Source organism: Paenibacillus sp. J2R1T-4 (genome assembly GCF_059692235.1).
The window spans coordinates 1-12,458 of sequence record NZ_JCAUBA010000010.1 but is presented as its reverse complement, the minus strand read 5'-3'; the positions used below and the strand labels follow the sequence as shown (position 1 = coordinate 12,458).

Annotated in this window: 17 protein-coding genes; 6 read left to right on the top strand and 11 right to left on the bottom strand. The window is 47.7% G+C overall.

The annotated features are described in order from the left end of the window. The 4 genes from AC58QD_RS17355 to AC58QD_RS17340 form a co-directional block, all read right to left on the bottom strand. Nucleotides 1–1,230 carry a cysteine desulfurase gene (locus tag AC58QD_RS17355; RefSeq protein WP_497335474.1) on the bottom strand — a complete coding sequence of 410 codons (1,230 nt, stop codon included), beginning with the start codon at nucleotides 1,228–1,230 and terminating at the stop codon, nucleotides 1–3. Continuing rightward, complete coding sequence (gene sufD / locus AC58QD_RS17350) at nucleotides 1,230–2,531, bottom strand: Fe-S cluster assembly protein SufD (protein ID WP_497335472.1); 1,302 nt, start codon at nucleotides 2,529–2,531, stop codon at nucleotides 1,230–1,232. Before sufD ends, AC58QD_RS17355 begins: the two co-directional genes overlap by 1 nt. A gap of 30 nt (nucleotides 2,532–2,561) precedes the next feature. Continuing rightward, nucleotides 2,562–3,347, bottom strand: a complete 786-nt coding sequence (gene sufC / locus AC58QD_RS17345) for a Fe-S cluster assembly ATPase SufC (RefSeq protein WP_497335872.1) — start codon at nucleotides 3,345–3,347, stop codon at nucleotides 2,562–2,564. 126 nt (nucleotides 3,348–3,473) lie between these two features. After that, on the bottom strand, nucleotides 3,474–4,091 hold the full coding sequence (locus AC58QD_RS17340; protein WP_497335470.1) for a DUF1802 family protein: 618 nt from the start codon (nucleotides 4,089–4,091) through the stop codon (nucleotides 3,474–3,476). Between the two features lie 138 nt (nucleotides 4,092–4,229). Between AC58QD_RS17340 and AC58QD_RS17335 the strand changes: the two genes are divergently transcribed. After that, nucleotides 4,230–4,388 (top strand): asparagine synthase, encoded by a 159-nt coding sequence (locus AC58QD_RS17335; protein ID WP_497335468.1) that lies wholly within the window; start codon nucleotides 4,230–4,232, stop codon nucleotides 4,386–4,388. Nucleotides 4,389–4,517: 129 nt separating this feature from the next. Here the strand turns inward: AC58QD_RS17335 and AC58QD_RS17330 are convergent, their stop codons facing one another. Continuing rightward, entirely contained in the window at nucleotides 4,518–4,973 is a 456-nt protein-coding gene (locus tag AC58QD_RS17330) for a Dps family protein (RefSeq protein ID WP_497335466.1), read from the bottom strand. Nucleotides 4,974–5,105: 132 nt separating this feature from the next. Here AC58QD_RS17330 and mtnK point away from each other — a divergent pair, with 132 nt between their 5' ends. The 3 genes from mtnK (at nucleotide 5,106) to AC58QD_RS17315 (ending at nucleotide 7,984) form a co-directional block, all read left to right on the top strand. After that, the gene (gene mtnK, locus AC58QD_RS17325; protein WP_497335464.1) at nucleotides 5,106–6,311 is read left to right on the top strand and encodes an S-methyl-5-thioribose kinase; all 1,206 of its coding nucleotides are present in this window, start codon (nucleotides 5,106–5,108) and stop codon (nucleotides 6,309–6,311) included. Between the two features lie 23 nt (nucleotides 6,312–6,334). Further along, nucleotides 6,335–7,435 (top strand): S-methyl-5-thioribose-1-phosphate isomerase, encoded by a 1,101-nt coding sequence (mtnA, locus tag AC58QD_RS17320; RefSeq protein ID WP_497335462.1) that lies wholly within the window; start codon nucleotides 6,335–6,337, stop codon nucleotides 7,433–7,435. A gap of 195 nt (nucleotides 7,436–7,630) precedes the next feature. After that, the gene (locus AC58QD_RS17315; protein ID WP_497335460.1) at nucleotides 7,631–7,984 is read left to right on the top strand and encodes a helix-turn-helix domain-containing protein; all 354 of its coding nucleotides are present in this window, start codon (nucleotides 7,631–7,633) and stop codon (nucleotides 7,982–7,984) included. A 207-nt stretch (nucleotides 7,985–8,191) separates the two neighbouring features. On the opposite strand, the gene AC58QD_RS17310 is transcribed toward AC58QD_RS17315, so the two are convergent. Next, complete coding sequence (locus AC58QD_RS17310; protein ID WP_497335458.1) at nucleotides 8,192–8,494, bottom strand: YunC family protein; 303 nt, start codon at nucleotides 8,492–8,494, stop codon at nucleotides 8,192–8,194. Nucleotides 8,495–8,674: 180 nt separating this feature from the next. Here AC58QD_RS17310 and AC58QD_RS17305 point away from each other — a divergent pair, with 180 nt between their 5' ends. Then, nucleotides 8,675–9,274, top strand: a complete 600-nt coding sequence (locus AC58QD_RS17305; RefSeq protein WP_497335456.1) for a hypothetical protein — start codon at nucleotides 8,675–8,677, stop codon at nucleotides 9,272–9,274. Nucleotides 9,275–9,392: 118 nt separating this feature from the next. After that, nucleotides 9,393–9,680, top strand: a complete 288-nt coding sequence (locus tag AC58QD_RS17300) for a hypothetical protein (RefSeq protein ID WP_497335454.1) — start codon at nucleotides 9,393–9,395, stop codon at nucleotides 9,678–9,680. Between the two features lie 114 nt (nucleotides 9,681–9,794). Here the strand turns inward: AC58QD_RS17300 and AC58QD_RS17295 are convergent, their stop codons facing one another. The 5 genes from AC58QD_RS17295 to AC58QD_RS17275 form a co-directional block, all read right to left on the bottom strand. Then, on the bottom strand, nucleotides 9,795–10,169 hold the full coding sequence (locus tag AC58QD_RS17295; protein WP_497335452.1) for a DUF423 domain-containing protein: 375 nt from the start codon (nucleotides 10,167–10,169) through the stop codon (nucleotides 9,795–9,797). A 146-nt stretch (nucleotides 10,170–10,315) separates the two neighbouring features. Then, nucleotides 10,316–10,885, bottom strand: coding sequence for a peroxiredoxin (locus AC58QD_RS17290; RefSeq protein WP_497335450.1), 570 nt, complete (start codon nucleotides 10,883–10,885; stop codon nucleotides 10,316–10,318). Nucleotides 10,886–10,909: 24 nt separating this feature from the next. Then, nucleotides 10,910–11,176, bottom strand: coding sequence for a glutaredoxin family protein (locus AC58QD_RS17285; protein ID WP_497335448.1), 267 nt, complete (start codon nucleotides 11,174–11,176; stop codon nucleotides 10,910–10,912). A 37-nt stretch (nucleotides 11,177–11,213) separates the two neighbouring features. Further along, nucleotides 11,214–12,137, bottom strand: a complete 924-nt coding sequence (locus tag AC58QD_RS17280; protein WP_497335446.1) for an NAD(P)/FAD-dependent oxidoreductase — start codon at nucleotides 12,135–12,137, stop codon at nucleotides 11,214–11,216. 170 nt (nucleotides 12,138–12,307) lie between these two features. Continuing rightward, the coding region (locus AC58QD_RS17275) for an IS3 family transposase (RefSeq protein ID WP_497335870.1) at nucleotides 12,308–12,458 on the bottom strand (151 nt) is incomplete at its 5' end.

Below are 12,458 nucleotides of genomic sequence, written 5' to 3'. Positions count from 1 at the left end.
TTATTCCCCGATAGATGCGAAAAATTTCTTAGTATTAACGAGTGCATCGACTAAACGATCGACATCCTGCTCTGTGTTATACAAATAAAAGCTTGCTCTTGCAGTAGCATTTGCATGCAACCATTTCATCAACGGTTGGCAGCAGTGATGGCCTGCACGAATCGCAATACCTTCTGAGTCCACTACAGTGGCCAAGTCATGAGCATGGATATCAGCCAAATTAAAGGTGACTAGCCCTGCTCTGCTTTGACGAGGACCGTAGATGACGAGATCCTCGATCGTTGACATTCGATCTACCGCATAAGCGGCAAGACTCTTGTCGTGTTCGAGAATGTTATCCAGCCCGACTTCCTGCAGGAAATCGATAGCTGCTCCAAGGCCTACTGCTCCAGCGATGATCGGAGTCCCGCCTTCGAACTTCCAAGGTAAATCCTTGAATGTCGAATCGTAAAGGTCCACCCGATCAATCATTTCACCGCCGAATTCAATCGGCTCCATGCGTTCAAGCAGCTCTTTCTTCCCGTATAGTGCGCCGATACCCGTAGGACCGCACATCTTGTGGCCCGACAACGTGTAGAAATCACAATCCAGTTCCTGCACATCAACCTTCATATGCGGGGTGCTCTGCGCGCCATCTACTAAGAGCTTGGCACCATGACGGTGAGCTATGGCGGCGATTTCTTTCACTGGATTCGTAACGCCCAGTACGTTCGACACATACGCAACCGCTACAATCTTCGTTCGATCGGTAATCGTCGCTTCTACATCCTTCAAGGAGATGGAACCATCGTCTTGCAAAGGAATATATTTGAGCGTAGCGCCTGTCGCCTTAGCGACCTGCTGCCACGGGATGAGATTGCTGTGATGCTCCATTACTGTAATGACGATCTCGTCACCTTCACGGCATATTTCCCGACCGTAGCTGGATGCCACAAGGTTAATTGCTGTCGTCGTACCGCGAGTAAAGATGATCTCTTCCCGATGTGCGGCGTTCAGCAGACCAGCTACCTTGTCGCGGGCTCCTTCATAAGCGTCGGTAGCCCGGGAACCAAGGGTATGCACACCTCTGTGAACATTAGAATTGTCCAGCTCGTAATAGTGCTTGAGGGCATCGATGACTTGACGCGGCTTCTGTGAAGTAGCCGCACTATCCAAGTATACGAGCGGATGACCATTGACTTCCTGATGAAGAATCGGGAACAATTCCCGGAGCTCGGCGCTGTTCAGCATTATCCCAGCTTCCTTTCAACCAGCACCTCAAGCTGCTTGCGGACATTCGCAAGAGGTACTTCGGAAATGACGGGTGCCAGGAATCCATAAATGATCAAGCGTTCTGCTTCAGCCTTCGATATACCGCGAGACATCAGATAGTATACTTGCTCCGGATTGACTTGCCCAACGCTCGCTGCATGACCTGCCTTAACATCGTCCTCATCAATCAAAAGGATTGGGTTCGCATCGCCGCGTGCTCTTGGGCTTAACATCAATACCCGCTCGGTTTGCTGTCCATTCGCTCCAGTTGCACCCTTTTCAATCTTGGTAATTCCGTTTATGATAGCGGTCGCTTCTTCCTTCATGACCGCACGTGTAATCATTTGGCTTGGTGTGTTCTTACCGAAGTGTATGGCGCGAGTAGTCTGATTAAGCTTCTGCTCGCCGCGCCCGATGCTGATGACCTTAGCATCCGAATCGGAGCCGTTGCCTTTCAAGATCGAGGTTGTATCAGCCATCGCATTGCCGCTATTCAGTTCGCCGATAATCCACTCTACCTTGCTATCATTGTCGAGCGATACACGGCGGTAAGTGATATCAGTGGAGCTTACTCCAAAGTTGTGAATGGATGCAAATGTAACTTTGGCTCCTGCTTGAACAACTAACTCTACAACTCCGTTGTGAACTAGGTTCAATCCATCAGCGGAGAAATAATTATCCACATAAGTGACGGAGCTGTTCGCTTCCGCGACGATCAGCACATGAGGAGCGAATGCTGTATCGGCTTCATCTGCGTAGAACAGGGCTTGAATCGGCAGTTCTACATGAACGTTGCGCGGTACGTATAGGAATACTCCACCGTTCCACATAGCTGCATGCAGCGCGGTGAGTCGGTTCTCATCAGGCTTGACCACCGTCATAAAATATTTTTTAACAAGCTCACTATGGGATTGCAGTGCTGTCTCCAGATCGGAGAACACAACGCCTTGTGCTGACAACTGTTCACTGATTTGCTTCCAGGCAATTCCTGAGTTGCGTTGAACGATAACATTGACTGAGTCGCCCTCAGCTTGCAGTAAGTCCTGAACTTGCTGCTCAAGCTGATCTGAGCTGCTTGCCAATTCGGTTTCTTTATAAGTACCAAAAGAACTAAGGTTCCAACGGTCAATTCTTGTTTTCTCTAACTTCGGCAGTTCCAATGAAGCCGCCGATTCCAATGCTTTCACGCGCAGATCAAGCATCCATTGTGGCTCGTTCTTACGGCCTGACAATTGTGTAATGGAATCGCGGTCGATTGGAAGAACGGTTTGTACACTCATTTCCATATCCTCCTGATCGGTTGTTCGTATTTACACTTCTTGACCTACGGTTTCATCCACAATGCCAAGCTCTTCCTTAATCCAATCGTAACCTTCGGCTTCCAGACGTTCAGCAAGCTCTGGTCCGCCTGACTTCACAATACGGCCTTGCATCATAACATGAACATAATCAGGCGTCACGTAACTCAGCAACCGTTGGTAATGCGTAATGATCAGGAATCCGCGATCAGGGCTGCGCATAGCATTAACCCCTTCAGCAACGATTCTCAAGGCATCGATATCGAGACCGGAATCAATCTCATCGAGAATGACGAGCTTCGGATCAAGCAACAACATCTGCAAAATCTCGTTGCGCTTCTTTTCTCCACCTGAGAAGCCTTCATTCAGGTAACGATGAGCAAATTCAGGGTTCATCTCAAGCTGCTTCATCTTGCTTTCCATTTGACGGATAAACTTAATCAGTGAAATCTCGCTGCCTTCCTCACGGCGGGCATTAATGGCGCTGCGAAGAAAGTCAGCATTCGTAACACCTGTGATTTCACTAGGATATTGCATAGCCAGGAACATACCGGCGCGAGCGCGCTCATCTACAGCCATCTCAAGCACTTGCTCGCCATCAAGTGTTACAGTGCCTTCTGTTACCTCATATTTGGGATGTCCCATTAAAGCAGAGGCAAGTGTGCTTTTCCCAGTACCGTTCGGTCCCATGATTGCATGTACTTCCCCGCCGTTGATTTTTAGGTCAATGCCTTTGAGAATTTCTTTGTCTTCAATAGAAGCTTTTAGGCCTTCTATTACAAATTGAGTGTTAGCCATTGTGTTTATACCGTTCCCTTCGACCATGTTATTTGGAATCATTATTAAATGATTCTCATTGATTCTCAATAATAACTTCATTATAACCTATTGTAGTCAACAATAGAAGCCTAAGCACTTTTCATTCTATTTATTGTGCTCTAGTGCAACGAGGATAGCGTTCCGTTGGGCTTGAAATTCCTCATCGGATAAGACGGGCTGAGCCTCGCATCCTGATTCTGAAGGAAGAATCAAATCGATCCAAGATTTACAACCATTGTATTCCGGTAGAATTTCCGCCTCCACAGGGTGAGTGAGCTTGTACACTCTTAACAAAATTAAATGAAGGGGCTGTGACTTTTTCCATCTCAGCCTTTCCTCCGCGAATTCATCCGTCCATATGTGGTGACCCCTGATCCGATTCAGCTCTTCCTGGCTGTAAATCTCGATATCATCTGTGGCTTCCGCATAACATGAAATGGAAACCGTCTTATTGTCCGGATGCCAGCCTTCAATTGTAACGTCAATCTGTTCCTGATCGGATGGCTTGAGAAGATGCTTCTTCTGATGCTCGTATGTTGGATACAAATAAAACTCAAGATTCCGCAGCTCAAAATGACGCGTTTCTTCTACGATCCCGCCCTTGCGCATAATTACGATTTGACGCCCCGCTTCGAGCGCCTGTATGGCTACCGCCCATTCTTTCAAAGCCGCCCCCTTCACAACACCCTCAGCAGCTCCTTGTACATTCGCTATTATCGACATCTCACACCTCCATCATTCAAATTATAAGGCTCCAGAGGAAAACAATGCAAACCCGCTGGAGGAATACAATCCGATCCACAAATGCAACCTAAAGATGCATTCCGGCCTTTCCATTTCGATGAAAAGAAGGTGAGCAGCATGAGAGAAGGTCTTATACCTGCGGTATTGGGAACGGCAGTCACGGCATCGGGTGTTGCGTTGAGAGGGAAATTCCCTGTCGTAGGTTGGGGCATCGTCGGCTTCGGTTTGGCTCATATTGTGCTAGGCGCCATCGATTTGGTCGAACATCGGAGGTAAAATGGGCTGCAGCAAGCGGAGAGCTTATAGCTCCCGCTTCTTACCTTTTAGACAGACATGCAATTAGAACCCTCCATCCTTTGATTGTAAAGGCGAAGGGTTCTATTATTTAAGTCAAATGAATTCTGGTCAGGACATTAGAGCTTCCAGCATCCAGACATGCTTCTCAAGCTTCGTTTGAATGCCAGTCAGTATGTCAGCTGTACCTGCGTCACCTTGCTCGTCGGCTTCTTCAATGCCTTTGGTAAGCTCTGTAGCCAAGGTCTGGAAATCCGCAATCAATGCTTTTATCATCTGATCCGGCGATTCATCGCCCTTAGCTTCCTTAATAGAAGCTGTTGCCAAATGTTCTTTAAGCGTTGCCTGAGGCTTCCCTTTAATAGCCAATATACGTTCAGCCACTTCATCCATGATCAGTGTAGCTTCATTATAGAGCTCTTCGAATTTGACATGCAGTGTATAGAAATCTTTCCCCTTTACAAACCAGTGGAAGCTGTGGAGCTTCATGTACATAACACTCCAATTGGCTACCTGCTTGTTAAGAATCTCGACTATGGACATGGTTGCTACTGCTTGCTTGACCATTTTGTAACGCCTCCTTGTATAATAATTGTTGGGTTTAGGGTTACACAAAATCGCTCCTATTATGTGCTCTGGTATTTGCACACATTAGGTTATAGCTTATACTAGGTGAAGAATACGTATGGAGGTGCTTTTATGACGCATTATCACCCATTAACAGAACTTGAGGCGATAGCCTTTTCCCGGACGATTCCGGATTTGTTTCAACCCGATGCGGACTTGACAAGCCGTGAGATAGGGGACGGGAACTTGAACTTGGTATTTCACATTCAGGATCGCCATTCTTCCGCAAGTGTGATCTTGAAACAAGCGCTGCCTTACGCCAAAGTCGTCGGGGAATCATGGCCGCTTACGCTGGACCGTGCCCGAATTGAGAGTGAAGTGCTGCAGATTCAGGGCAAGCTGTGTCCGAACCTGGTACCGAATGTATACACATACGTTCCGCACCTGGCATTGACGGTAATGGAGGACTTGAGCGATCACGTTATTATGCGGAAGGGGCTTATGGAAGGCAACCAATATCCATTGTTCGCCGACCATATCAGCACGTTTTTAGCCCATACTTTATATTACACATCCGATCTTGGAATGAATCAGCAGGACAAAAAATCCCAGGTCAAGCAGTTTATCAACCCGGAGCTGTGCAAAATAACCGAAGATTTGATCTTCGATGATCCTTATACCAATTCGCCTAACAACAGTTTCGATGAGGCGATTCGGACTGAGGCGGAAGCATTATGGTCTGACTCAGAGCTCCATCTTGAAGTCGCGCGGCTGCGACATGGCTTCTTGACGAACGCGCAAGCCTTGCTTCACGGTGATCTTCATACGGGAAGTGTATTCATTACTTCGGAATCAACAAAAGTCATTGATCCTGAATTCGCTTTTTACGGGCCAATGGGCTTTGATATTGGCGCGGTGATCGGCAATCTGCTGCTTAACTTTGCCGGGCAAGAAGGCCTGAGCGAGACGGACGAGCATCGCACCGAATTCCGCCAATATTTGCTAGACACGATCAAGCAGGTCTGGACAGGCTTCGAGCAAAAGTTCCGTGCTTTGTGGGACAACCATACGGTTGATCGAATCTCGCGCACACCGGGCTTTCAAGATATTTACTTGAACCAATTGCTGCAAGACACATTCGGATACGCGGGTTGCAAAATGGTTCGCCGTGTTGTAGGCTTGGCCCATGTAGCGGATATTGATAAAATTGCGGATGCAGCCAGCAAAGAACGCGCTCAGCGTATTGCCCTTACAATTGGCAAAGCGTTGATCAAACACCATCGTCAAGCTACCTCAATCGATGAGGTGTTGGGGATTGCGAAGGCAGCTGTAAGCTAGTGAACAAGGAGGTTGGACAGATCATGAATGACGATAAATTGGTATTGGAAAGCGAAGCGCGCACACCCCTGCAGTCCGTTCGTTGGGCAAGTGAGCACCTGGATTTGCTCGATCAACGGCTGCTGCCGGAGGAGATCGTGTATTTGCAGCTGACTACCGCGGAGGATGTATGGGAAGCCATCCGCCATCTGAAAGTGCGCGGCGCTCCCGCCATCGGTATTGCGGCAGCTTACGGGATTTATTTGGGCGTACGAGACGTTACCAATGGCGTGGACGCTGGGGAGCGTTTCTTGACCGAAGTGGAGCGGAAGGCCGATTATCTGGCCACGTCGCGACCCACTGCGGTCAATCTGTTCTGGGCGCTGGACCGCATGAAGCGCCGCGCGTTTGCCCTTGTGCGCGAGCAAGGCGAGACCGATCTGGAGCGGCTGAAGGCCGCGATGCTCGACGAGGCCGTGCAGATTCAGGCTGAGGATGAGGAGACGTGCCGGCTGATCGGCGAGCATGCGCTCGCGCTGTTCGAGGACGGCATGGGCGTCCTCACGCACTGTAACGCCGGAGGCTTGGCCACGGCGAAGTATGGCACTGCTACTGCGCCTATGTATTTGGCGCTAGAGCGCGGCATTCATCTGCGTGTCTTCGCAGATGAGACGCGTCCGGTGCTGCAGGGCGCCCGGTTGACAGCGTTCGAGCTGCAGCAAGCAGGGGTCGATGTGACACTGATCTGTGACAACATGGCCGGCATGGTCATGTCCAAAGGTTGGATTCAAGCTGTCATCGTAGGAACGGATCGTGTAGCAGCCAATGGAGACGTAGCCAACAAAATCGGTACGTACAGCGTTGCCGTTCTTGCCAAAGCACATGGCATTCCTTTCTATGTCGCTTGCCCAATGTCTACAATTGACCTCAGTACACCAACAGGTGAGCAAATCCCGATCGAAGAGCGTCATGAGGATGAGATTACACAAGGCTTCGGAAAACGCACTGCCCCGCAAGGGGTCAAGGTATACAACCCGGCCTTCGATATTACGCCGAATGAGTATGTTACGGCTATTATTACGGAGAAGGGAATCGTCCGAGCCCCATACTCCGAAACCTTGCCAACCCTATTCAACAACAATTAAACAGTTCTAAATAACCGTTAGGGGGTGCTTGCAGGCACAGCCCTAACGGTTATTTATATAGCGGTTAGACTACAGCTCTACAGCTCTGTGAATATGTTAAGCGAGCTCTCTCCCCCCACAATTCCTGCTTATGTTTCGAAATTATCTATATAGGCTTAAGTATATACAAAGACATAGGAAGAGGAGGAAACACCGATGATCCATTGCGGAGAACGAATGGCTGGCCTGCGCGATAAGGTTGGCCTTACCCAAGAAGAACTTTCAGGTAAGCTCGGCATTTCCCGTGCCGCCCTCTCTCATTACGAGACGAACCGGAGAGAACCCGATTACTTAACCTTATGTACGATTGCAGATTACTATCAAGTATCACTTGATTATATTTTATGCCGGACTGACGATCCTTCTCTTTCAAAGAATAGCGTAATTGCCGTAGATCTGGCTGAATATCCGGATTCGAATTATCAGGTTACGCTTGACGGATTGCCCCTTACCCCCGAAGAAGCAGAGAAATTCGCAAGCTGTATCCGAGACGAGCGAGTAGCGCGCTAACCATTAATACCCTATATTACGATTGAGGCCGCTCCATGCGGCCTGATGTAGGTCGGGATATAGTTGGAACAATACCGTTCTGCATGTCAATCTCCCCCCGCCCCTAGATCTGTAAATACTTCCCCTAGCCGATTTCACCTCCAGCAACTATAATGTATAGGACCGCTTAAAATCACAAAAAAAGAACGAGAAGGTTCTCGTTCTGAATCATAGCATTTTTAATATTGCTTCGCTTCCTTTCATTCCAGGAACGATTCCCATCTCTTCTGCCGTATGTGTTACAGATTCCAACGGGGCATCCAGTAAGTCTTCCAGCGTCCTTACCCCTGTTGCTCTTCCAGCGACGATATTTCGCGCTCTCAGCTTCTCGTTCAACAGTGCCACATCCAAGGCGCCGCACATGATATAACCTTTATCCGTCGTTACGATGATAAGTGTAGTCTTGGGAAGTTCTACGGTGATTCCCATTACAGTGTGATGGCCAATTTGGATCGGTTTGGCGTTAATCATCTTGCAATCCTCCTTAACACGAATCTTGATCTTTTATTGTATGCGCTCCATATGCCGCGGCATCCGCAATTATCTTGATTAGAACGCAACAATTTCTAGATTTTCATCTTTTCTCAGTACTCAACCAATCGAGAATTAGGTATAGTAATAATAGAAATTTAGCCATAGGACGTGGGAACAATGGGAAACAATACGCCAGCAACGGAAAACAAAAATCATTTGTTTCAAGTGGAAATTCTCCTTGAGAATTCCTCCCATGCTCTAGCGATTGCAGCACTCATGCAAGTGTTGAATCATGAGAAGGTGAAGGACTTCAGGATTACAGGTGGAATGGAGTTGGGCAAAATCATTGAAGCTGCTCTGCAAGCCGCTCCAACCTCCAATGCAGCACCTGCTGCTTCCAAAGGAAAGGGACCGACTGCCAAACAGCCAACGCCAATCGTAAATACTCAAATTCCTGCACCGGCACCAAATTCTGCATCTGCCCATCCCCCTGCTCCTACTCCTGCTCCTGCCTCTGCTCCGACAAAAGCAACCAAAGTTTATACGGATGCTGATAAGGATAAGCTCCAATCCGAGCTGCTCGAAGAGTACAGACAGAGCGGGACACTTATCCGGTTAACCGTTGTAAAAGCCAAGGGAGTAAAGCTTAGCATGCCTTGCAGAATTTTGAATTTCGACGCCTCTAACTCTCAATTGACAATCTATCACGTAGACGAGAAGAGAGTATATTCTTTTAAGTTGAACGAAATAGAAGATATGGTAGCTCATAAAGTTTAACAAGCCGCATCACGTATACGCTCTCTTCTATGGATCTACTATTCTTAGTCCGTCAGTCCAAGCAATTCGACTGCTTCAGGAATAAGATAGAGTAGCTTCATAGAAAGGAGGGCTTTGCATGAAATCTACAGTTTCCAAAGCACAAGTACGGAAGCTTATTGGCAAACCAATTTATGCGGTGAAAAAGGACGGGGCTAAAGTTTCGGGAATTCTTAGAGGTATTAGGGGAAATGAATTGATCCTGGAGCTTCCGAAGAATAAGAAAGTAAAAACCAAAGCAGTTATTCCTTTGGTTCTATTCGATTTATTGGCAGTAGGCACTTTTAGCGGCGGGTACGGCGGATATCCTGGGTATGGTGGTTACGGCGGGTATGGGTATGGCGGTTACGGCGGAGGTTTTTATTGATCCTGTAACTTTATCTGCTAAGATATACGATACGTTATGCCAAAAACCCTTTGAAGATATTCATCTTCAGAGGGTTTTTGGCCGTTGCTAAGAGCGGTATGCAATTATAGGATACTATTTGCGATTCAAGAAACTCTTCGCCAACAATGCCCAGCCTGCAAGGAAGGAGACTCCTCCTAATGGTGTAATAGCACCAAGCGGTCTAATATCCGTTACGGCCATTACATATAAACTGCCTGAGAATAAAACAATACCGATGGTGAGCAGTCTTGCTGACCATCGCAATGCCTTGGTCTCCCCTTGCTTATCAGCCGCAATAGCTAGGACAAGAAGTCCCAAAGCGTGAAACATATGATACTGCACTCCAGTCTTGAAAGCGGACAGAAGGTCATCGTCAATGACATCCTCCAGACCATGCGCACCGAATGCGCCTAGCGCTACGGCTAGCAAAGCTAGAACGCTTCCTAGGGCTCCGTACGTTCGAAACATAGCTGTCCCACACTCCTCTGATTCACCGTAATAATTCCCTCGTTTCATCATAACGAACTTAAGCCTTATTTGCCAGTGTTCAGAAAAAATCCCAAGTAAGGCATACATATTCACATGCATGCGTTACTTGGGACCGTTCACTCCGTTTATCCGTTCAAGGTTGCTTGACCTGGTTTCCAGTTAGCAGGACACAATCCGCCCGCCTGAAGGGCTTGAAGTACACGAAGCGTCTCATCCACACTGCGGCCGACATTCATATCGGTTACCACTTGGTATCGGAGGATCCCTTCGGGGTCTATGATGAACAATCCGCGATGTGCTGCTCCCGTTTCTTCATCAAGTACTCCGTAAGCATGCGCGGCAGCCTTAGTAACGTCTCCGCCGATAGGATATCGGATTGGACCAATCCCGCCTGCATCTCGAGGCGTATTCATCCAGGCGCGATGAGTATGAACACTGTCCACGGAAGCCCCTACAATTTCACAATCGAAATCAAGAAACTCATCATATCGATCACTGAATGCGATGATCTCTGTCGGGCAAACAAATGTAAAATCGAACGGCCAGAAGAAGAAAAGCAGCCATTTGCCTCGATAATCCTCTAAGCTTACTTTTTCACTCAAGGTGTCCAGGTTCTTCGTTGATAATAGTGAAAAATCAGGGGCAGGTAAACCCATTTTTACTACAGCCGGTTGTGCAGTTAATGTTTGTGTCATTGTTGTATCCTCCTAGTTGTTGGGTTAGTTGAGTTGTGGTGCTGTCGCAGATGCGGCCAATGCTTTCTTGATACGGCTTGGGTTAAGACCAAGAATAGTCATCTCACCAATGACCGTAACAGGAACTGACATCATGCCCAAATATGAAAGTTGTTTAGCGTATTCTTCGCTGGTATCTATGTTGCGCTCTTCATAAGTAACGCCCTGGTCCTGCAAATATTGTTTAAGCTGGGCGCAATAATGGCAATTGGTGCTCGAATATACAATTGCTTGCTCTGTTACTTGACTCATGAATTCTCTCTCCTTTTCCTGATTGGGCTTAGGACTGTTATTTGTACTGCGGGAGCACTTGGGTCCGCTTGTTCATAAATTTGTCTACAGCCATAGCTGCTATGGCGCCATCTGCTGCTGCTACAACGGCTTGCTTGACTGGTGTTCGCCTTACCTCACCCGCCCCGAATACACCGGGAACAGGGGATTGCATAAGGGAATCCAGCACCATAAAGCCTTCCTCATCCAAGGGGACTTGTCCTTGCAAGAAGTCTGTCCCTGGCTTGCTGCCCGACAGGAATACGAACACTCCGTCAGCTTCCACAATCTCCTCTTCTCCAGAAGGGCGGCGGACGCGAAGTCCCTCAACCCTCTGCTCTCCAACTACTTCAAGAGGTCGGGTACGGAAGTGAGTGCGAGTATTAGGTACCTCAGGCATCTCCGCTTCACCTTGAAGTTCAGCCCGCGGGATAAAGAAATCTATCTCCACTCCATATTTGGCCAGTGAAAGAACCTCGTCTACCGCCTCTTCCGAGTCACCGATGACAGCAACCTTCTTGCCTGTAAAAAAAGCCCCGTCACAAGTCGCGCAAGTACTGACGCCCTTGCCAAGCAGCCGTTCTTCACCTGGAAGCATCCGATTACGGCCTTTGGAGCCAGTTGCAATAATGACTGCTTTGGACTCATAAATACCGTCCGCCGTGAACACCATTTTCACTTCATCTTCTACATCAACGGCTGTTAAAGTCGTTTGTACATATTCGGCACCAAAGGATTGCGCTTGACGTCTGAATCGGTCGAGCAACTCCTTACCCGTCCATTCCCCTTCAACGCCTGGATAATTGGCTATCTTATGGGTCAAGGCCAGAGCTCCTGCATTTGGAGCTTTATCAATCACGAGCGTCTTGAAGCCGCCTCTGGCCGTATATAATGCAGCCGAAGAACCAGCCGGTCCTCCGCCTATAATGATCACGTCGTACATTCGCAAGCTCCTTTCTTTACTTTAGTTATATTCACTACTAAATTACAATCATTATAATATAGGCGATTAATTATAGTCAATACTTAATTATAATTATTATAAATAAGGAGTGGATAAAGAAAAACCGTCCGATACTGCAGTGACCCCTAAAAGTTAGACAGTTTATTTTGTTAAGCGGAATGTGAGGTCTGAATTCGGTATTGTACCGGGCTCAGGCCTTTTAGTTTTGACTTAATTCGTTTGTGATTATAGTATTCAATATATTTATCTAGTTCTTGTTTGAATTGTTCTATGCTCTCAAATTCCTTCAAATACAGAAAC

What these genes read in the sequence shown, in the direction of transcription:
- mtnK (WP_497335464.1), top strand. Translation starts at nt 5,106, where the DNA reads ATGACGCATTATCACCCATTAACAGAACTTGAGGCGATAGCCTTTTCC.
- AC58QD_RS17355 (WP_497335474.1), bottom strand. Translation starts at nt 1,230, where the DNA reads ATGCTGAACAGCGCCGAGCTCCGGGAATTGTTCCCGATTCTTCATCAG.
- sufD (WP_497335472.1), bottom strand. Translation starts at nt 2,531, where the DNA reads ATGAGTGTACAAACCGTTCTTCCAATCGACCGCGATTCCATTACACAA.
- AC58QD_RS17340 (WP_497335470.1), bottom strand. Translation starts at nt 4,091, where the DNA reads ATGTCGATAATAGCGAATGTACAAGGAGCTGCTGAGGGTGTTGTGAAG.
- AC58QD_RS17285 (WP_497335448.1), bottom strand. Translation starts at nt 11,176, where the DNA reads ATGAGTCAAGTAACAGAGCAAGCAATTGTATATTCGAGCACCAATTGC.
- AC58QD_RS17330 (WP_497335466.1), bottom strand. Translation starts at nt 4,973, where the DNA reads ATGGTCAAGCAAGCAGTAGCAACCATGTCCATAGTCGAGATTCTTAAC.
- AC58QD_RS17305 (WP_497335456.1), top strand. Translation starts at nt 8,675, where the DNA reads ATGGGAAACAATACGCCAGCAACGGAAAACAAAAATCATTTGTTTCAA.
- AC58QD_RS17315 (WP_497335460.1), top strand. Translation starts at nt 7,631, where the DNA reads ATGATCCATTGCGGAGAACGAATGGCTGGCCTGCGCGATAAGGTTGGC.
- AC58QD_RS17310 (WP_497335458.1), bottom strand. Translation starts at nt 8,494, where the DNA reads ATGATTAACGCCAAACCGATCCAAATTGGCCATCACACTGTAATGGGA.
- AC58QD_RS17290 (WP_497335450.1), bottom strand. Translation starts at nt 10,885, where the DNA reads ATGACACAAACATTAACTGCACAACCGGCTGTAGTAAAAATGGGTTTA.
- AC58QD_RS17335 (WP_497335468.1), top strand. Translation starts at nt 4,230, where the DNA reads ATGAGAGAAGGTCTTATACCTGCGGTATTGGGAACGGCAGTCACGGCA.
- AC58QD_RS17295 (WP_497335452.1), bottom strand. Translation starts at nt 10,169, where the DNA reads ATGTTTCGAACGTACGGAGCCCTAGGAAGCGTTCTAGCTTTGCTAGCC.
- AC58QD_RS17300 (WP_497335454.1), top strand. Translation starts at nt 9,393, where the DNA reads ATGAAATCTACAGTTTCCAAAGCACAAGTACGGAAGCTTATTGGCAAA.
- AC58QD_RS17280 (WP_497335446.1), bottom strand. Translation starts at nt 12,137, where the DNA reads ATGTACGACGTGATCATTATAGGCGGAGGACCGGCTGGTTCTTCGGCT.
- sufC (WP_497335872.1), bottom strand. Translation starts at nt 3,347, where the DNA reads ATGGCTAACACTCAATTTGTAATAGAAGGCCTAAAAGCTTCTATTGAA.
- mtnA (WP_497335462.1), top strand. Translation starts at nt 6,335, where the DNA reads ATGAATGACGATAAATTGGTATTGGAAAGCGAAGCGCGCACACCCCTG.